Source organism: Falsochrobactrum tianjinense (genome assembly GCF_019100495.1).
Lineage (GTDB): Bacteria > Pseudomonadota > Alphaproteobacteria > Rhizobiales > Rhizobiaceae > Brucella > Brucella tianjinense.
In genome coordinates this window covers 478,194-494,990 of record NZ_JAHRVA010000001.1, presented here as the reverse complement: position 1 = coordinate 494,990, position 16,797 = coordinate 478,194, and the positions used below count along the sequence as shown (strand labels likewise).

Genomic DNA, 16,797 nt, shown 5'->3' with positions numbered 1-16,797 from the left:
GATTTTCATTCCGCGCTGGTGAAGAAGGCCGGAACGTGTCTGGGCCAGCGGCGGGGCAACACGGCCACCAGATCGAACCGGAGCGACAGATGCGCGTGATCCGGCTGGCGTTGCAGCCACAGATCGGCTGCTGCCTCGATCCGGCGCATGGCCTGCGGCGTCAGCGCAAGATGCGCGGCCTCGATATTCGCGCGCGCCTTCACCTCGACGATGAGGACAAGATGCCCACGCCGCGCGATCAGGTCGATTTCACCAAGACGCGTACGATAGCGCCGCGCAACAATGCGAAAACCTTTCAGCATAAGCGCGAGCGCCGCAAGACGCTCGGCACGGTGTCCGCGAAAGAAGGCCATGCGCCTTTTCTCGCGAAGCCCGCTCATCAGGCCTTTGCCTTCAATTGCATCAGCCGCTGGTACAGCACGGATTTCTGCCCGCCCGTCATGCGCGCCGCCTCGCCCGCAGCCTTCGATGGCGGCAGTTCCTGCGCCAGCGATAAAAGCAGCCTGTCGATGTCTTCCTCGCTTTGCGGTATCATCTCGCCCGAAGGCGGGCCGACCAGAAGTACGACCTCGCCCCGAATGCGGTCTTCACCGTCAAACTGCGCTGCCAGCTCGCCCAGGGGCAAGGTGACGATGGTTTCATAGGCTTTGGTCAGCTCGCGACAGAGCGCGCCTTCGCGCGCCTCACCGAACACCGCAACCATGGCGGCCAGAGTGGCGGCGGCACGGTTGGGCGATTCATAGAAAACGAGCGTCGCATCGATAGTTTTGAGGCTTTCGAGCCGGGATATTTTCTGGCCGTGCCTGGGGGGCAGGAAGCCGCAAAACATGAAGGTATCGGTAGGAAGTCCGGATGCGGCAAGAGCTGCCAGCACGGCGGATGCGCCCGGAACAGGCACCACGCGAATGCCTGCTTCGCGCGCCTCGCCCACCAGACGGAAGCCCGGATCAGAAACCAGCGGCGTCCCGGCATCGGAAACGAGAGCCACGCTCTTTCCTTGTAAAAGAGCGGCAATGAGCTTCGGTCCGGCCTCCGCAGCATTATGCTCATGATAGCTGACCGGGCGGCGCGAAATGCCATAACGATCAAGCAAAACGCGGGTCACGCGCGTATCCTCGCAGGCCAGCACATCGGCGCTGGCGAGCGTTTCCACGCCGCGCAGGGTCATATCACCCAGATTGCCGATCGGAGTCGAGACGATATAGAGTGCGGGTTCCAGCGGACGCGCGCGCACGGATGTGCCGCCCACCACATAGTCGCGTTTCACCTCGTCCTGAAATTCGCTCATCGCTGTTCCTAACTTGCCAGATCGGCGACAAGCGCATCGAGCACCAGCGCGCCTTGCGGCGTGGCGCGGATGAAGCTTCCCTCCATCGGCTCGATCATGCCCGCAGCGACCAGCCTTTCAAGGCGGCGACGGTCGATTTCATGGCCGGTCAGGCGGCGGTGACGCTCAAGATCGATGCCTTCGCGCAGCCGCAGGCCCATCATCAGGAATTCATCGCCCTGCTGATCGCCATTGAGATATTCTTCCTCGATAATGCCGTGGCCGTTCTGTTCGACCTTTTCGACCCATGTTTCGGGGTGCTTTTCGGTGATCGTCACCGTGCGTACGCCATTTTCGATAAAACGCCCATGCGCGCCAGGTCCGATGCCGACATATTGCCCGTAGCGCCAATAGACCAGATTGTGCTGCGATTCGCGTCCCGGCAGGGCATGATTGGAAATCTCATAGGCCGGAAGACCGTGCGCCGCCGTCACCCTTTGCGTTTCTTCATAAAGTGCGGCTGCGTGATCCGGCTCGGGCGTCACAAGTTTGCCCGCCTTCCACAGATTATAGAACTGCGTACCTTCCTCAATGGTGAGCTGGTAGAGCGAGAGATGGTCGGCGGCAAGGCCGATGGCTTCCTTCAGTTCCTCGCGCCATGCTTCGATGCTCTGGTCGGGCCGCGCATAGATCAGATCGAAGGACAGGCGTGGGAAAATCTCGCGCGCCAGACGAATCGCCGCTTTTGCTTCCTCAACCGAATGCATACGGCCAAGCCTGCGCAAATCCGGGTCGTTCAATGCCTGAATGCCCAGCGACACGCGGTTGACGCCAGCCGCGCGATAGCCCCGGAAACGCTCCGCTTCCACGCTTGTTGGGTTGGCTTCCAGCGTTACTTCTATATCAGGCGCCACCGACCAGCGCGACGCAATACCATCAAGCAAGGCGCCCACGGTTGCAGGCTGCATCAGCGAGGGTGTGCCGCCGCCCAAGAATATGCTGGTAACGGTGCGCGGGCCGGTACGCTCCCGCAAGGTTTCCATTTCGCGATTGAAGGCGCTCGCAAAACGCTCCTGATCCACCGGCTGGTGGCGAACATGGCTGTTGAAATCGCAATAGGGACACTTGGCCAGACAAAACGGCCAATGCACATAGACGCCAAAGGCGGTTTCACCGTCCGCGCGGGCGATCGGTAAAATATCCGCTGTCCTGCCGGATGGAGAAAAGTGCCTGTTCATTCCGCCGCGTCCGAAACGGTGCCGAGGGCCTTTTCAGCAAAAAGCCTGAAGGCGCGCGCACGATGTGAAAGAGCCAGAGCATCGCCTGGTTTCCAGCCATGCTTTTCATCAGCCTCCATTTCACCAAAGGTCTTTTCATAGCCATCAGGCAGGAATACCGGGTCGTAACCGAAGCCCAGATCGCCGCGCGGCGGCCAGACCAGAGTCCCTTCGACCTCGCCGCGATAATATTGCGCCTCGCCATCGGGCCAGGCGAGGCAAATGACGGAAACGAAACGCGCCTTGCGTTTGTCGGGCGTGGTTGCGCCCTTTTCCTGCAACAGATCTTCGACCTTTTGCATCGCCATGTCGAAATCGCGTGTGCCATCGGCCTTTTCCGCCCAGTTGGCGGTATAGACGCCCGGTTCACCATTCAGCGCATCGATCATGATGCCCGAATCATCGGAAAGCGCCGGCAGGCCGGTGATCTGGGCTGCAGCCAAGGCTTTGATACAGGCGTTTTCCTCAAAGGTGGTGCCGGTTTCTTCCGGCTCAGGCAGGCCAAGTGAAGCAACTGAGTTCAGTTCAAAACCGTAAGGGCCGAGCAGCCCGTCAAACTCACGCAGCTTGCCTGCATTGTGCGAGGCAACGATCAGCTTGCCTTTTTCAAGTGCTCTCATTTTCAATCCTGTCTCATAGCCGTATGGCCTTGCGCACCATGCCTAATTCCATAGTCCCGGTTCGGCTATTTCCAGTGAATTGCCGGAAGGGTCGCGAAAATAAATCGAACGCGCGCCATTGGGCCATTCAAAATCCGATTCAATCGCAACACCGTGCTTTTCCAGATGGCCAACCCAGCTATCAATCTCATCGCGCTCTGCCGCAAAACATACATGGCCCGGCCCGCTTGTGCCATGGGGCGGCACAGGCAGCGATCCGGGTGCGGGCGTTTTAAGCGTTTCTTCCGCTTTGAAAAGCAGCAATATACCCTCGCCGCAGTGGAAGAACGCATTGCGTTCGCTCATCTTCCCCACCGGCACAAGGCCCATCACATCGCGATAGAAGGCAACCGCCTCCGCAATATCGCGGACATAAAGCGCGGTTTCAAGAATACGGGCTGCACGCATGTTCCGGCCTCCTCATCATTGGAGAAGGCCGTATCTATCAGGAAATAGCCATCTTCTGCAATGACACCAGGCGATCAATGCCGCCACGGGCCAGACGCATCAGCGAAGAAAATTCTTCTTCCGAGAAAGGTTCGCCTTCCGCAGTTCCCTGAATTTCGACGATGCCGCCCTTGCCGGTCATGACGAAATTGCTGTCGGTCTGAGCAGCGGAATCCTCGACATAATCGAGATCGAGAACAGCTTCGCCCTCATGAATACCGCAGGAAATCGCAGCAACATGATCTTTTAGCACTTTTTCGATGCGTACCATCTGGCGCGCTTCCATCCAGCGCAGGCAATCATGCAGCGCCACCCAGCCGCCGGTGATTGCTGCCGTGCGCGTGCCGCCATCGGCCTGAATGACATCGCAATCGACCGTGATCTGAAACTCGCCCAGAGCCTGCATGTCGACCACGGCGCGCAGGGAACGGCCAATCAGGCGCTGGATTTCCTGCGTGCGTCCGCCCTGCTTGCCGCTCGCTGCTTCGCGGCGCATACGGTCGCCGGTCGAACGCGGCAACATGCCGTATTCCGCCGTGACCCAGCCCTTGCCGCTGTTGCGCATCCAGCCGGGCACCTTTTCCTCAAGACTTGCGGTGCACAGCACATGGGTATCGCCGAACTTGACGAGGCACGAACCTTCCGCATGTTTGGAGACGCCGCGCTCAAAGGACACGGCGCGCATTTCATCAGCAGTGCGCTTGGATGGACGCATAACAATTCCTTAATTCAATAATTCAGCTTTCAGTGCAGCTTTTAGGATGGCTGGCGTAAAATAGAAAGGAAATTTACCCCCGAACAGCAAGACAGATGTTGAGAGGACAGGTAAGGCTTTGACGGCCCGGCCAGTAACCTTATATTTATGGTTAAGAAATCAGAGAGTTTATAAACCGAACCATGATCAAATCGCCGGAACACCAATTGCTCAACGCGCTCGATCAGAGATCGCGCGATATTTTCCGGCTAATCGTCGACAGCTACCTCAACGATGGCGATCCTCTCGGTTCGCGCAATCTGTCGCGGCTGTTGCCGCACAGCCTCTCGCCTGCCACCATCCGCAATGTGATGAGCGATCTGGAGCAATTGGGCCTGATCTATGCGCCGCATATTTCGGCAGGCCGCCTGCCGACCCAGATCGGCCTGCGCTTCTTCGTCGATGCTTTTCTGGAAGTGGGCGATCTGCCGCCCGACGAACGTTCGTCCATCGAAGCGCAGGTAAGCGCCGCAGGCAGCTCCAATTCTGTGGAAAGCGTGCTGACCGAAGCCAGTCAGGTTCTGTCCGGCCTGTCGCGCGGCGCGGGCCTGGTCCTCGCCACCAAGGCGGAAGGCGCGTTGAAACATATCGAATTCGTGCGCCTTGAACCGACACGCGCACTGGCTGTTCTGGTCATGCAAAATGGCGATGTCGAAAACCGCGTCATCAATCTGCCGACAGGAATTTCCGCTTCGCAACTGATCGAGGCGTCAAATTTCCTCAACGCGCATATTCATGGGCACACGCTGTCGGAAGCACGTTCGGAGCTTACGAAACTCTCCGATGAAACAAGGCAGGAACTCGATCAATTATCGCAGGAACTGGTCGCGCAAGGGCTTGCAGTATGGAGCGGCGCGGGTACGGACCAGCCCGCACGGCTGATCGTGCGCGGGCGCGCCAATCTGCTTGAAAACATCCATGCGCAGGAGGACATCGAGCGCCTGCGGCATCTCTTCGATGATCTGGAAACCAAAGACGGCATGATCCAGCTCCTGGATCTGGCAGAAGCAGGTTCGGGCGTGCGCATCTTCATCGGTTCGGAAAACAAGCTGTTTTCGCTTTCGGGTTCGTCGCTGGTGGTCGCTCCCTATCGCGATTCCGACCAGAGGGTCGTCGGAGCGCTTGGCGTGATCGGTCCGACCCGGCTCAATTATGCCCGTATCGTGCCGATGGTGGATTATACGGCGCAAATCGTGTCCCGATTGCTGCGGTAAACATGGCAGACTTGTCAAGCCTCTGAAAATAGACCTTGATTTTAATGGCACGAAACTCAATATCCGGCCCAATAACATTCAAGACGGAAGAGCATTATGGCTGACGAAAAAAATACGACCGAAAACCCCGATCTTGAGCAGCGCGATATCAACAATCCTCGTGATCGTGAAGCTCTCAAGCGGGCTGCCGATGATTTTCTCAAGAGCCGCAAGGCCGAAGCACGCGCGGAGGCATCCGAGGACGAAGAAGAGGCGTCCACTGACGATAGCGCAGACACGCTGGCAGCGCTCGAAGCGGAAAATACCGGCCTGAGGGATCAGATGCTGCGCATGGCGGCGGATATGGAAAACCTGCGCAAGCGCACGCAGCGCGACGTGCAGGATGCACGCAGCTATGCAGTGACGAATTTTGCCCGTGACATGCTTTCGGTTTCCGACAATCTGAATCGTGCACTGGAAGCGATACCGGTCGATGCCAGAGAGAATGATGCGAACCTGAATTCACTTGCCGAAGGCGTCGAAATGACCGAGCGCGCCATGTTGCAGGCATTGGAACGCCATGGCGTGACCAGACTCGATCCTGAAGGCCAAAAGTTCGACCCCAACTTCCATCAGGCCATGTTCGAGGTTCCCAATCCCGATCTGCCGAACAATACAGTCGTGCAGGTGGTTCAGGCCGGTTACGCCATCGGCGAACGCGTCCTGCGACCTGCGATGGTCGGCGTTTCCAAGGGCGGCCCGAAAGCCAGCGCCGATAATGGTGCGTCCAGTCAGGACGCCAATCAGGACGAAAGCAACACCTGATCCAAAACCAGACTGTTTATGAAGCGGCGGGGTTATTCCGCCGCTTTTGCATTTTAGCATATTATTATTGCGCTCGCGCGACTTCCGGTCAAAACTCCGCTGAAAGAGGGAGGCCTGCAGCGTGGCGATTATAGAACTGGTTAATTTTGCAGGCGTTTTCGTTTTTGCCGCCACAGGCGCGCTTGCCGCCTCACGTCGTCAGCTTGATATTATTGGCTTTATATTCCTCGCCAACATCACCGGTATCGGCGGCGGCACGCTACGCGATCTGGTTCTAGGCGACAGCCCTGTTTTCTGGGTGCATGAACCGCTTTTCCTACTTGCCGGAACGGTTCCCGCGATCATCGTCTATTTCACCGCCCATATGGTGGAATCACGTTATCGCCTTCTGCTCTGGTTCGATGCCATGGGCATGTCGGCCTATACGGTGATGGGAGCCGCCAAGGGGCTTGCATTGGGCTTTAGCCCGGCGGTCGCAATCGTCACCGGCATTTTCACCGCCACGCTTGGGGGTATATTGCGCGACATGGTGGCGGGTGAACCATCGGTGCTGATGCGCAGGGAGATTTATGTGACGGCTGCGCTCGCTGGCGCATGTCTTTATGTGGGGCTTGAGCGGCTTGGCGTCGATTCGGCATTCTCGGCACTGGCCGCAGCATTGACCGCCTTCATCATACGTGGCGGCGCGCTCCATTTCGGCTGGAAGCTGCCGATCTATAAAAGCAATCCCGGCCGCACCGAAGAAGAACTCAAGCGCGACCGGATCGTCAGACCCGACGAATAAAGTATTTCCAGCAATACAATCAGGCCAGCCCGGCCTGACCGGCCAAGGCCTGAAGGCTCATGAGCGGACGCGGCCCCATCTGCTGGATGATCGTTCCGGCAGCAAGCGAACCCAGTCGCGCGCAATCTTCCAGAGAACGCTCCTTGGTGTAGCCATAAAGGAAACCGGCAGCGTATAGATCGCCCGCGCCGGTGGTATCCACCAGCTTGTCGATCTCGATTGCCGGCACCTTGATTGTCTGGTCGGATGTAACGACGACCGCGCCATTTTCCGAGCGCGTGATAATGGACAGCGGGCAATCCTTGCGCATCGCTTCCACCGCCTCGTCCAGCGATCCGGTTTGGTAAAGTGACTTCGCCTCGTCTTCATTGGCGAAGACCAGATCGACTGTACGGCTGCGCATCAGATCGAGAAATTCGTTGCGATAACGATCCACACAGAACGGATCGGACAAGGTCATGGCGATCTGCCTGCCATGCTCATGCGCAATCTTTGCCGCCAGAACAATGGCTTCCTTGGCGCGCGGCGGATCCCACAGATATCCCTCGAAATAGGTCACTCTGGCGTCTGCCACCTTGGAGGTTTCGACATCTTCCGGCCCAAGTTCAACGCAGGCGCCAAGATAGGTGTTCATCGAGCGCTCGCCATCGGAGGTGACGAAAATCATCGAACGGGCGGTGGGCGTGCCTTTTTCAAGCGGGCGAGTATCGAAAGCGACACCCTGCGCACGAATATCATGGGCGAAGATGCGGCCCAGATGATCGGTCGCCACCTTGCCGAAATAGGCGGCGCGTCCGCCAAGGTTCGCAATGCCTGCCGCCGTATTGCCCGCGCTGCCGCCTGACATTTCGGTGGCTGGACCCATACGGCTATAAAGAAGCTCCGCGCGGTCGGCATCAATCAGGTTCATCGCGCCTTTGATAATGCCGTTGGTTTCGAGGAATGCATCATCAGTGCGTGCGATGATATCGACAATGGCGTTGCCGATGCAAAGAACGTCGAATGTGGCCATGAGCGAACCAGGACTCCCCTTCCGGTCTGCCGTTCACTCCCGGCGGGAGCGTCGCGGCGGCGATTTGACATAAGTCATGCGGGGCCGGTTTAGCCTGTTGAACGGACTTTGGCTACCCTGCCAATGTCGTCGGTTGTGGGTAGAATATCTTGTGTCGGACGAACAACCTTCCTATTTTCGTCGCATCGAATTGCGCAAAATGGATCCAGCATGATCATTAACGCCGCCCTGAAAGCACTCAGACGCCTGCTAACGCCGGAGTTTCGCTCGGTTTTATGGAAAACGCTCGGCCTGACGCTGCTGTTGCTCATCGGGCTATGGATAGCCATACGGCAGATATTTGTTGTCTTCGCATGGCCGTGGATGGAGCAGTTGCTGCCCGGCATGCCGGACTGGGCAGGCTGGCTCAGCATTATTGCTGCTATCGCCGCCGGTCTTGGCCTCGCGCTGGTCATGGCATTGATGATCGCACCTGTTACCGCGCTGATGGCCGGTCTGTTCCTTGACGATGTGGCTGAAGTGGTCGAACGCGACGACTATCCCGGCGAAGCGCCCGGCACGCCGCTGCCGCTGGCGCGTTCCATAGTGGTTTCGCTTAAATTCCTCTGTATTGTCATTGTCGGCAATATCGTGGCGCTGCTTTTGCTTTTCGTTCCGGGCGTCAATCTGATCGCCTTTTTCGTCATCAATGCCTATCTGCTGGGCCGCGAATTTTTTGAATTCGCCGCCATGCGTCATCGACCCGAAGCGGAGGCCAGGGCGCTGCGCTCGCAATATGGCGTGACGGTCTTTCTGGCTGGCCTGCTGATTGCTGCATTCATGGCGGTTCCGATCGTCAATCTGCTGACTCCGCTTTTTGCTGCCGCCATGATGGTGCATCTGCACAAGGCCATTTCGCAGCGCGAAGCCAAAAGCTACGCCTGAGGCGGCAAGGGGACCAGCGGTGCCGGAATATCGGAAGTTTTCGCCGGATATTTGCAAATATCGGCAATGACGCATTTCTCGCATTCGGGCTTGCGCGCCCTGCACACATAGCGCCCGTGCAGGATCAGCCAGTGATGGGCATGAAGCATGAATTCATGCGGAATGACGCGCACAAGGATAGCCTCGACCGCCTCCGGCGTCTTGCCGGGCGCAAGGCCGATGCGATTGCCAATGCGCAGAATATGCGTATCCACCGCCATGGTTCGCTGGCCAAAGGCCATATTGAGCACCACATTGGCGGTCTTTCGGCCCACGCCGGGCAGCTTCACCAACTCGTCGCGCTCGCCCGGCACTTCGCCTCCATAATCGCGGATCAATGCTTCCGACAGGAGAATGACATTCTTTGCCTTGTTGCGCCACAGCCCGATGGTGCGGATATATTCGCCGACCTTTTCCTCTCCGAGAGCCAGCATTTTCTGCGGCGTATCGGCAATTGCGAAAAGCGCCCGCGTCGCCTTGTTGACGCCCGCATCGGTCGCCTGCGCCGAAAGCACGACTGCAACAAGCAGGGTGAAGGAATTCACATGCTCGAGCTCGCCTTTCGGCTCTGGGCGCAGGATAGAAAAGCGGCGGAAAATCTCATGGATTTCATCTGCCGTATAAAGCGTACCCGCAACGCGGCGCGGGCGGCGCGCAGGTGCATCGGGGGCAACGAACGAGGATTTGATTTTGGCCTTTTGCATTTGGCCTCTATACTCGGTTTAGACCCCGGAAAACAATCAGCAGCTTGACGCAGCTTCCAGGCAGATTTCGATGCAGCATCCAGACGGCGCACAACCCGACCGGTTCGACACCCCCATTTTTGAAGCCCTGCTGACGCCCTATCGCTCGCTGGGCCGGACAGGTTTCATGGCCTTGATGAGCATCCTGATAACATGCTGGCTATTTGTCGGCACTCTTTTCTGGTCTATCGGCGCATGGCCGATCTTCGGCTTTTTCGGGCTGGACATATTGCTGATCTATCTCGCATTCCGCTGGAATTATCATGCGGCGCGAGCGCGCGAGGAAATCTCGATCTCCCGCTCGGCCCTGCATATAAGGCAATATACGGCATCGGGCAAAGTAACCGCGCATCGCTTCAATCCCTTCTGGGCGCGTTTCAACGTGGCGCGGAAACCCGATAGAGGCATCGCCTCCATGCGGGTGGAAAGCCGCAATGACAGTGTCGCCATCGGCAGCTTCCTCAATCCCGATGACCGCGAAAGCTTCGCCTCGGCCTTTGGCAAGGCGCTTTCCGAAGCACGGCGCTGAAGCCGCTGTCCTCATTTTTCATCCAAGTTGACAGCTTTTCCTCATCGACGCAGCGGTTTACCTTATGCGAAGGCTAATCGGATTTCGGCCCTTGAAGTCAAGCTTTTCAAAAGCCATATCAGTGGATGGAAAGATACGCCGAATGGGTGCTTTCCAGAACGGTCGCTTCGACAAGGACTGATGAAATGACAAGAATGACACCGTTTTCGAGTCCATTGCTGCTTGGATTCGACACAATGGAAAAGACGCTGGAACGGATCGCTAAAACCGGCGACGGTTATCCGCCTTATAATATTGAACGCCTATGCGGCGAGACGGGTTCCGAACGCCTGCGCATCACGCTGGCCGTCGCGGGCTTTGCCAGCGAGGATCTGGAAGTGATGACGGAAGACAGCCAGCTCGTCATCCGTGGACGCCAGACCGACGACACCGAACGCGAATATCTGCATCGCGGCATCGCTGCCCGACAGTTTCAGCGCGTGTTCGTTCTGGCCGATGGAATGCGGGTTGTGGGCTGCGAGCTCAAAAACGGCCTTCTCGCCATCGACCTCGACCGTCCCGAACCGGAAAGGGTGATAAAGCGGATCGATATTGCGGTGAAAGATTAGAACCCGTTCAGACCCAATTCACACTTACACTGCTATATTGAGAAATATCAAAGCTCTCAAGCAGCATGATCGTAAATGATATGCTGCCAAAATGGAGGCTACGACCATGACCAGACAGATTTTCACCGAACAGGAATTCGCCCATCTGGGTGAGGGTGAGCTGGCCTATGTGCGCAAGGTCCGTTCTGACGATCTTGCCCGTAATTTCCCCGCTCTCCCTCCCATAGCGCCGGGACTTGAACTCTGGGCGCTGTTTGGCGCCAGCGGCGAGCCGATCGTGCTTTCCGATGTACGCGCCACCGCATTGCAGGGCGCGCACGAGCACGAGCTACGCACCGTAATGCTGCATTAGAGCATTTCCAGCAAAAGTGCATAGCCGTTTTGCGCGAGCACAATGCCTAAAAACAAGGCCGTCGTCCTTTCGGACTGGCGGCCTTGTTTTTAAAGAATCCGGATTTAAGCGGCGTTCGAGGCCGGGCGCGAAGTCAGGAATGAATAGAGCGCCTGCGCGTCATGGGTTCCGCGCAACTTGGCCACGACATCAGGGTCACGCAAAAGGCGCGCGATACGCGACAGCGCCTTGAGATGGTCAGCGCCAGCATTTTCTGGGGCCAGAAGCAGGAAAACCAGATCAACCGGCTGGTCGTCCAGTGCTTCAAAATCAACCGGGTTTTCAAGGCGCGCAAAAATTCCAGCAATTTTATTGATGCTCTCCAGCTTGCCATGCGGAATGGCGACGCCATTACCGACCCCGGTGGAACCGAGGCGTTCACGCTGGAGAATTGTTTCGAAAACTTCACGCTCAGGGAGACCGGTCAGTTCCGCGGCCTTCTCAGACAATATCTGCAAAAGCTGCTTTTTGGAGCTGGCTTTCAGCGCAGGGATAATAGCCCCAGGCTGAATCAGATCACTAAGATCCATTCTCTCCGTTCCTTCTTCAATCAGGCCAGCCATGGCCCGGTTTTGAGAAGCGCACGACAGCAGACAACTGCGTGCGCTTCAGGTTTGCCGTCACGCGCGAGGCGCGGCCTGACGTGTGACCGTCGATGGGTCCACCCAGCCGATATTGCCGTCCGCACGACGATAGACGATATTCACTTCATCATTGCCCGCATTGCGGAATACCAGAACCGGATTTTCTGTCAGGTCCAGCTCCACAACCGCCGAAGCCACCGAAAGGGTGCGCAGGGCCACAGAAGATTCCGCAACGATGGTCGGCGCGTAATCAGCCGGAAGTTCCTCCTCCTCTTCCGGCAGCGGCGCCATAACACGATATGCCACGTCATCATAGATCGCATTTGGCGTGGTGGCAGGGCGCGACTTCAGGCGGCGCTTGTAACGGCGCAGCCGGGTCTCAATCTTTTCCGCAGCCGCATCGAAGGCCAGCTGCGGATCCTGCGCTTCTCCGGCGCTCTGCAAGGTCGCACCGCTATCGAGATGCAAGGTACAATCCGCACTGAACCGCGATCCGGACTTGGTGACCGTTACCTGCCCGGAAAAGCCATGATCAAAATATTTGCCGACGGCTTCATTGACTCGATCCTTGATTCGAACCGTGAAGGCTTCGCCGACGTCCATATGCTTTCCAGCTACACGCAGAGTCATTTGGTACACCTCATTTGCGTTACATTACGGGATATAGTCTAATCACATGGTGAGGGAAGCGCAAAGCGAACAAGCATTAAATCTGCTTTTCGTTCCGTTCAAATTACGGCTCCCTGAACTCTTGTCATCCGCCCCGTGGAACGAAGCTGCATATCCTTGCAATATAACGCCGGAACCGACCGAACGTTTCGTGAAGATTACTGGAAAACCGGCATTCACCGGCAAATTCCGCTACGCGAGCGGGGCTTCTATTGACTGAAACGTCAAATGTCAATTGAACCTTCTGCCAGCCCCTCTCTCACGGACGACCTACTTCGGCCTTTTTCTCGCGCCTGCGCTGTACTGACGAAGCAATATTCATCGATTCCCGGTATTTTGCCACCGTTCTTCGCGCGATATCCACACCGTCTTGTTTCAGTGCGTCCACAATGGCGTCATCGGAAAGAACCGCATGGGAACTTTCCGCATCGATCATCTGCCGGATACGATGACGCACGCTCTCCGAGGAATGCGCGCCGCCGCCTTCCGACGATGCGATGGAAGCAGTAAAAAAATAGCGTAATTCGAACACGCCTCGCGGCGTTGCCATGAATTTGTTGGCGGTAACACGGCTTATGGTCGATTCATGCATACCGACGGCATCGGCGACGGCTCGCAAGTTCAGAGGCTTGAGGTGGAACACGCCATGGCGCAGGAAGCCGTCCTGCTGGCGCACGATCTCCTGCGATACTTTCAGGATCGTGCGGGCGCGCTGGTCGAGACTGCGCACGAGCCAGTTGGCTGTCTGCATGCAATCGGACAGAAAGGATTTTTCCTCGGCCTTCACCGATCTGATGACTTGCGCATAATATTGATTATTGACGATCAGACGCGGCAGTGCTGCAGGAGCAAGCTCAATCGTCCAATTGCCTTCGTGCGTAGGCGTGACAAGGACATCGGGAATGATCGTATCGGCAATATCGACCTCAAAGAGAGCGCCGGGCTTGGGGTCGAGCGTCCTGATTTCGCGGAGCATATCGGCAAGATCGGACTGATCAACACCGCAAAGCTTTTTGAGGACGGCAAAGTCGCGGCGCGCAAGCAGATCGAGATGATCGATCAATACGGCCATCGCCGGATCGTAGCGATCCTTAAGGCGAAGCTGAATAACCAGGCATTCGCGCAGATCTCGCGCGAAAATACCCGCCGGATCAAAGCCCTGCATCTTTTCCAAGATATGTTCGACATGCGCGCTTTCCATGCCTAAATTTTGCGCAAGCGCATAAATATCGGTACGCAGATAACCACTCTCGTCCAGCGCATCCGCCAGAGCGGTCGCGATAAAACGATCAGCAGGCGTGGGGAATGCCAATGCAATCTGTTCAGAGACATGTTCGCTGAGCGAGCGGCGGCTCGCCGTCATCTGCTCTATATCGTAATCACCCGCCCCGGTTTGCGACGCCCATTGCGTCGTCATGTCGGTCCTGAACCAGTCCTCGTCGAAGGATGGGTCGGCGCTTTCCGTTTCCTCTGTCTTCCCCGCCGAATCAGGGTCAGAAAAATCGCCATCTGCCGTCTCGATCAGATCAAGCAGCGGATTTTTCTCGATTTCCTGTTCAAGAAACTGGTTCAGCTCGATATGCGTCATCTGCAACAGCTTGATGGATTGCATCAGCTGCGGCGTCATCACCAGCGATTGCGACTGGCGAAAATCGAGCTTTGGCGAAAGGGCCATGCGTGGTGTTCTTCCCCCGGCTACTCCGATCGATCCTCAATGAATACATCAAGAACGGCATGGCTCACAGGGTAAACTGGTCTCCCAGATAGAGCCTGCGTACGTCGGGATTGGCGACGATCTCGGCGGGGCGGCCATGGGTCAGGACCTGACCGGCATGGATAATATAGGCGCGGTCGATCAGCCCGAGCGTCTCACGCACATTATGATCGGTGATGAGGACACCGATGCCGCGGCTGGTGAGATGGCGCACGAGCTGCTGAATATCCGAAACCGCAATGGGATCGACACCGGCGAAAGGCTCGTCAAGCAGCATGAAATTAGGTCGCGACGCGAGTGCGCGTGCAATTTCCAGACGCCGCCGTTCGCCGCCCGAGAGCGAAATCGCGGGCGCTTTACGCAAATGCGCGATGTGAAACTCTTCCAGAAGTGCATCGAGTTCCCCGGCGCGCTTCTTGCGGTCTTTTTCGACCACTTCCAGTACGGCCTTGATATTGTTCTCGACCGAAAGGCCGCGGAAAATCGACGCTTCCTGTGGCAAGTAGCCGATACCGAGCCGCGAGCGGCGATACATGGGCATGGAAGACACGTCGAAACCATCGATCTCGATCGAGCCGCTATCGGCAGGCACGAGGCCCGTCACCATATAGAAACAGGTCGTCTTGCCTGCACCGTTGGGGCCGAGAATGCCGACCGCCTCGCCCGCCCGTACGCCAAACGACACACCGTTGACAACCTGACGCCCACGATAGTTCTTGCAAAGCCCGCGCGCAACCAGCGTCCCCTTGAGACGAGTCGCCTTGCCGGGCTGCGATGGCATGACACCACCGGCATTGGCAGAAGCGGCTGCATTTTCAGAAACACTCTGCTGCCCGTCTGTATTCTTGTTCCGGAACAATCCCACACGCGCTCCGGTCAGTTCGGCTTGGGCGCGGTGCCGCCCTGCTGTTGGTCCTTGGGCGCCATGATGATCGAAACGCGGCCCTTGCTCTGCCCCTTGCAGCTTTCGAGAAAAGCCTTGCCGGTGCTCATATTGGCCGTCAGCTTGCAACCGGTCGCGACATTGTCGCCATCAGTCAGCACGACTTTCCGGCCCTCCAATACCATGACCTGGCTCTTGCCGTCATAGGTGCCGCTATCGCCAGTGGCGACCTGCGTACCGGATTTGAGATAGACCTTGCCGCTGATTTCCAGATGATCGATGCCAGCCGAACTAAGGCCGGCCGTACCGGAAGCCTCTCCGCCCTCACCCTGCGCATCCTTGTTATAATAGACGATCATCTTGCCGGATTTGAGCAAGGCATCGCCCTGTATGACGGAAACATTACCCGTGAAAATGGCCATGCCTTCCTTGTCACGCATTTCAAGCTTGTCGGCATCGATCTTGATCGGATCCTTGCTGTCGGAAAGCTTGAGGCTACCGAAAGGCACCTGCTCGCTGTCCTGCGCCAGAACGGAGAATGGCGAAACAACAAGGCCAAGCGCCAAAGCTGCAAATCCCATCCGCAAAGTGCGGATCTTCATGGTCTTGTTCATCTTGCCCGTCTCGCGCTTCATCAGTTCCCCACCTCGCTCCCCTCACGCCACGCGCAAGGAGCGCTTAAATTCTCATCCGGCATTCGCCATAGCGTTTTATTGCCGTCAGGGCGTTTTGTTACCTGAAACGGCACTGCCGTCAATAACCACGCGCACCTTGTTCTCAAAGATAAGAACCTTGCCGCTGTCCCTGATCTGCATACTGTCGGCCTTGATCTGCGTGGTGCCATTGCGAATATCGACCGGCTCATCGGTTGTCACCTGCCCGCTTTTCAGATTTACATCCGCCGAGCGCAATACCGCATGCAAGCCATTATCCGTCGTAACAGTAAAATCCTTATCAAGTTGCAAACGGCCATTGGCATTATCGTAAACGCCAGACGCCGCTTCCACCTGCGCGCTGCCCTCATCGCCCACGGGCAATTGGGCGGAAATGCCCTCAAGCGAAATCACGCCGCTATTCTTGGCATCCTGCACGGCTTTAGTGGCAACCATCGAATAGGGCCGATTATCCTTGGTGTAGCCATTGAGTTGCGGGCTGGTCATGACAAGCTTGCCGCTTTCTCCGCCCGTATTGACCTCGACCTTTACCGGAGCCGCAGGCGTCGCCAGAAACGTATACCACGAAAAGACAATGCCGACGGCAATCGCCGCAACCGGCAGTGCTGTCTTGAGTACGCGCACGCGAACCGAATGGCGCTGCGCCGCATGAAAGAGTGTCGCGGCCTTTTCGGACGCGCCAAACTGCATACCTCCTCCACCGTGCCTTGCGGCCGCCGCGTGGGTCGATACGTGAATATGCGGTGTGTCGGCGTTCATCTTGTCTTTCGGTTACTCAGTAATGGACAACACATCAGGGCAAACCGGTTTCATCTGCCGCT

The 16,797-nt window shown here is 57.2% G+C and carries 21 protein-coding genes; 7 read left to right on the top strand and 14 right to left on the bottom strand.

Annotation, left to right across the window (positions count from 1 at the left end):
• Positions 1 to 5 precede the first annotated feature (5 nt).
• The 6 genes from KUG47_RS02300 to rph are packed head-to-tail and all read right to left on the bottom strand — an operon-like array spanning position 6 to position 4,365.
• Complete coding sequence (locus tag KUG47_RS02300) at positions 6 to 380, bottom strand: YraN family protein (protein WP_217676331.1); 375 nt, start codon at positions 378 to 380, stop codon at positions 6 to 8.
• Positions 380 to 1,288, bottom strand: a complete 909-nt coding sequence (gene rsmI, locus KUG47_RS02295) for a 16S rRNA (cytidine(1402)-2'-O)-methyltransferase (RefSeq protein ID WP_217676330.1) — start codon at positions 1,286 to 1,288, stop codon at positions 380 to 382. The genes KUG47_RS02300 and rsmI overlap by 1 nt, the downstream gene beginning before the upstream one ends.
• Positions 1,289 to 1,296: 8 nt before the next feature.
• Positions 1,297 to 2,505, bottom strand: coding sequence for a radical SAM family heme chaperone HemW (gene hemW / locus KUG47_RS02290; protein WP_217676329.1), 1,209 nt, complete (start codon positions 2,503 to 2,505; stop codon positions 1,297 to 1,299).
• Positions 2,502 to 3,164: an RdgB/HAM1 family non-canonical purine NTP pyrophosphatase gene (rdgB, locus tag KUG47_RS02285; RefSeq protein WP_217676328.1), complete on the bottom strand. Its 663-nt coding sequence runs from the start codon at positions 3,162 to 3,164 to the stop codon at positions 2,502 to 2,504. Before rdgB ends, hemW begins: the two co-directional genes overlap by 4 nt.
• Positions 3,165 to 3,206: 42 nt before the next feature.
• Positions 3,207 to 3,611: a VOC family protein gene (locus KUG47_RS02280; RefSeq protein WP_217676327.1), complete on the bottom strand. Its 405-nt coding sequence runs from the start codon at positions 3,609 to 3,611 to the stop codon at positions 3,207 to 3,209.
• A gap of 37 nt (positions 3,612 to 3,648) precedes the next feature.
• A complete protein-coding gene (gene rph, locus KUG47_RS02275) occupies positions 3,649 to 4,365 on the bottom strand; it encodes a ribonuclease PH (protein WP_217676326.1) in 717 nt (238 codons plus the stop codon).
• 182 nt (positions 4,366 to 4,547) lie between these two features.
• On the opposite strand from rph, the gene hrcA reads away from it, so the two are divergent.
• The 3 genes from hrcA to KUG47_RS02260 all read left to right on the top strand — a co-directional run bounded on the left by hrcA (position 4,548) and on the right by KUG47_RS02260 (position 7,206).
• The gene (hrcA, locus tag KUG47_RS02270; protein ID WP_217676325.1) at positions 4,548 to 5,618 is read left to right on the top strand and encodes a heat-inducible transcriptional repressor HrcA; all 1,071 of its coding nucleotides are present in this window, start codon (positions 4,548 to 4,550) and stop codon (positions 5,616 to 5,618) included.
• Between the two features lie 96 nt (positions 5,619 to 5,714).
• Positions 5,715 to 6,422: a nucleotide exchange factor GrpE gene (gene grpE, locus KUG47_RS02265; RefSeq protein WP_217676324.1), complete on the top strand. Its 708-nt coding sequence runs from the start codon at positions 5,715 to 5,717 to the stop codon at positions 6,420 to 6,422.
• Positions 6,423 to 6,543: 121 nt separating this feature from the next.
• Positions 6,544 to 7,206: a trimeric intracellular cation channel family protein gene (locus tag KUG47_RS02260; RefSeq protein WP_217676323.1), complete on the top strand. Its 663-nt coding sequence runs from the start codon at positions 6,544 to 6,546 to the stop codon at positions 7,204 to 7,206.
• Positions 7,207 to 7,225: 19 nt separating this feature from the next.
• Here KUG47_RS02260 and KUG47_RS02255 read toward each other — a convergent pair whose 3' ends face one another.
• Positions 7,226 to 8,218 carry an adenosine kinase gene (locus KUG47_RS02255; protein WP_217676322.1) on the bottom strand — a complete coding sequence of 331 codons (993 nt, stop codon included), beginning with the start codon at positions 8,216 to 8,218 and terminating at the stop codon, positions 7,226 to 7,228.
• A gap of 210 nt (positions 8,219 to 8,428) precedes the next feature.
• Here KUG47_RS02255 and KUG47_RS02250 point away from each other — a divergent pair, with 210 nt between their 5' ends.
• Positions 8,429 to 9,142: a sulfate transporter family protein gene (locus KUG47_RS02250; RefSeq protein ID WP_217676321.1), complete on the top strand. Its 714-nt coding sequence runs from the start codon at positions 8,429 to 8,431 to the stop codon at positions 9,140 to 9,142.
• Here the strand turns inward: KUG47_RS02250 and nth are convergent.
• On the bottom strand, positions 9,133 to 9,885 hold the full coding sequence (nth, locus tag KUG47_RS02245) for an endonuclease III (protein ID WP_217676320.1): 753 nt from the start codon (positions 9,883 to 9,885) through the stop codon (positions 9,133 to 9,135). The genes KUG47_RS02250 and nth overlap by 10 nt on opposite strands.
• A gap of 70 nt (positions 9,886 to 9,955) precedes the next feature.
• Here nth and KUG47_RS02240 point away from each other — a divergent pair, with 70 nt between their 5' ends.
• The 3 genes from KUG47_RS02240 to KUG47_RS02230 all read left to right on the top strand — a co-directional run bounded on the left by KUG47_RS02240 (position 9,956) and on the right by KUG47_RS02230 (position 11,413).
• Positions 9,956 to 10,453 (top strand): DUF2244 domain-containing protein, encoded by a 498-nt coding sequence (locus tag KUG47_RS02240; RefSeq protein ID WP_217676319.1) that lies wholly within the window; start codon positions 9,956 to 9,958, stop codon positions 10,451 to 10,453.
• Positions 10,454 to 10,638: 185 nt separating this feature from the next.
• Positions 10,639 to 11,061, top strand: a complete 423-nt coding sequence (locus KUG47_RS02235) for an Hsp20 family protein (RefSeq protein ID WP_217676318.1) — start codon at positions 10,639 to 10,641, stop codon at positions 11,059 to 11,061.
• A 91-nt stretch (positions 11,062 to 11,152) separates the two neighbouring features.
• A complete protein-coding gene (locus tag KUG47_RS02230; RefSeq protein WP_422718045.1) occupies positions 11,153 to 11,413 on the top strand; it encodes a BQ00720 family protein in 261 nt (86 codons plus the stop codon).
• Between the two features lie 104 nt (positions 11,414 to 11,517).
• Here KUG47_RS02230 and ptsN read toward each other — a convergent pair whose 3' ends face one another.
• The 6 genes from ptsN to lptC all read right to left on the bottom strand — a co-directional run bounded on the left by ptsN (position 11,518) and on the right by lptC (position 16,735).
• The gene (gene ptsN, locus KUG47_RS02225; RefSeq protein WP_217676316.1) at positions 11,518 to 11,982 is read right to left on the bottom strand and encodes a PTS IIA-like nitrogen regulatory protein PtsN; all 465 of its coding nucleotides are present in this window, start codon (positions 11,980 to 11,982) and stop codon (positions 11,518 to 11,520) included.
• Positions 11,983 to 12,072: 90 nt separating this feature from the next.
• Positions 12,073 to 12,666, bottom strand: coding sequence for a ribosome hibernation-promoting factor, HPF/YfiA family (gene hpf, locus KUG47_RS02220; RefSeq protein WP_217676315.1), 594 nt, complete (start codon positions 12,664 to 12,666; stop codon positions 12,073 to 12,075).
• Positions 12,667 to 12,964: 298 nt separating this feature from the next.
• Positions 12,965 to 14,380 (bottom strand): RNA polymerase factor sigma-54, encoded by a 1,416-nt coding sequence (rpoN, locus tag KUG47_RS02215; protein ID WP_217676314.1) that lies wholly within the window; start codon positions 14,378 to 14,380, stop codon positions 12,965 to 12,967.
• A gap of 64 nt (positions 14,381 to 14,444) precedes the next feature.
• Positions 14,445 to 15,284: an LPS export ABC transporter ATP-binding protein gene (gene lptB / locus KUG47_RS02210; RefSeq protein WP_422718044.1), complete on the bottom strand. Its 840-nt coding sequence runs from the start codon at positions 15,282 to 15,284 to the stop codon at positions 14,445 to 14,447.
• Positions 15,285 to 15,295: 11 nt separating this feature from the next.
• Positions 15,296 to 15,937 (bottom strand): LptA/OstA family protein, encoded by a 642-nt coding sequence (locus tag KUG47_RS02205; RefSeq protein WP_217676313.1) that lies wholly within the window; start codon positions 15,935 to 15,937, stop codon positions 15,296 to 15,298.
• Between the two features lie 84 nt (positions 15,938 to 16,021).
• On the bottom strand, positions 16,022 to 16,735 hold the full coding sequence (gene lptC / locus KUG47_RS02200) for an LPS export ABC transporter periplasmic protein LptC (RefSeq protein ID WP_217676312.1): 714 nt from the start codon (positions 16,733 to 16,735) through the stop codon (positions 16,022 to 16,024).
• Between the last annotated feature and the right edge of the window lie 62 nt (positions 16,736 to 16,797).

Coding starts and splice junctions, on each gene's coding strand:
- KUG47_RS02300 (WP_217676331.1), bottom strand. CDS start 380: ATGAGCGGGCTTCGCGAGAAAAGGCGCATGGCCTTCTTTCGCGGACAC.
- rsmI (WP_217676330.1), bottom strand. CDS start 1,288: ATGAGCGAATTTCAGGACGAGGTGAAACGCGACTATGTGGTGGGCGGC.
- hemW (WP_217676329.1), bottom strand. CDS start 2,505: ATGAACAGGCACTTTTCTCCATCCGGCAGGACAGCGGATATTTTACCG.
- rdgB (WP_217676328.1), bottom strand. CDS start 3,164: ATGAGAGCACTTGAAAAAGGCAAGCTGATCGTTGCCTCGCACAATGCA.
- KUG47_RS02280 (WP_217676327.1), bottom strand. CDS start 3,611: ATGCGTGCAGCCCGTATTCTTGAAACCGCGCTTTATGTCCGCGATATT.
- rph (WP_217676326.1), bottom strand. CDS start 4,365: ATGCGTCCATCCAAGCGCACTGCTGATGAAATGCGCGCCGTGTCCTTT.
- hrcA (WP_217676325.1), top strand. CDS start 4,548: ATGATCAAATCGCCGGAACACCAATTGCTCAACGCGCTCGATCAGAGA.
- grpE (WP_217676324.1), top strand. CDS start 5,715: ATGGCTGACGAAAAAAATACGACCGAAAACCCCGATCTTGAGCAGCGC.
- KUG47_RS02255 (WP_217676322.1), bottom strand. CDS start 8,218: ATGGCCACATTCGACGTTCTTTGCATCGGCAACGCCATTGTCGATATC.
- KUG47_RS02250 (WP_217676321.1), top strand. CDS start 8,429: ATGATCATTAACGCCGCCCTGAAAGCACTCAGACGCCTGCTAACGCCG.
- nth (WP_217676320.1), bottom strand. CDS start 9,885: ATGCAAAAGGCCAAAATCAAATCCTCGTTCGTTGCCCCCGATGCACCT.
- KUG47_RS02240 (WP_217676319.1), top strand. CDS start 9,956: ATGCAGCATCCAGACGGCGCACAACCCGACCGGTTCGACACCCCCATT.
- KUG47_RS02235 (WP_217676318.1), top strand. CDS start 10,639: ATGACAAGAATGACACCGTTTTCGAGTCCATTGCTGCTTGGATTCGAC.
- KUG47_RS02230 (WP_422718045.1), top strand. CDS start 11,153: ATGGAGGCTACGACCATGACCAGACAGATTTTCACCGAACAGGAATTC.
- ptsN (WP_217676316.1), bottom strand. CDS start 11,982: ATGGATCTTAGTGATCTGATTCAGCCTGGGGCTATTATCCCTGCGCTG.
- hpf (WP_217676315.1), bottom strand. CDS start 12,666: ATGACTCTGCGTGTAGCTGGAAAGCATATGGACGTCGGCGAAGCCTTC.
- rpoN (WP_217676314.1), bottom strand. CDS start 14,380: ATGGCCCTTTCGCCAAAGCTCGATTTTCGCCAGTCGCAATCGCTGGTG.
- KUG47_RS02205 (WP_217676313.1), bottom strand. CDS start 15,937: ATGAAGCGCGAGACGGGCAAGATGAACAAGACCATGAAGATCCGCACT.
- lptC (WP_217676312.1), bottom strand. CDS start 16,735: ATGAACGCCGACACACCGCATATTCACGTATCGACCCACGCGGCGGCC.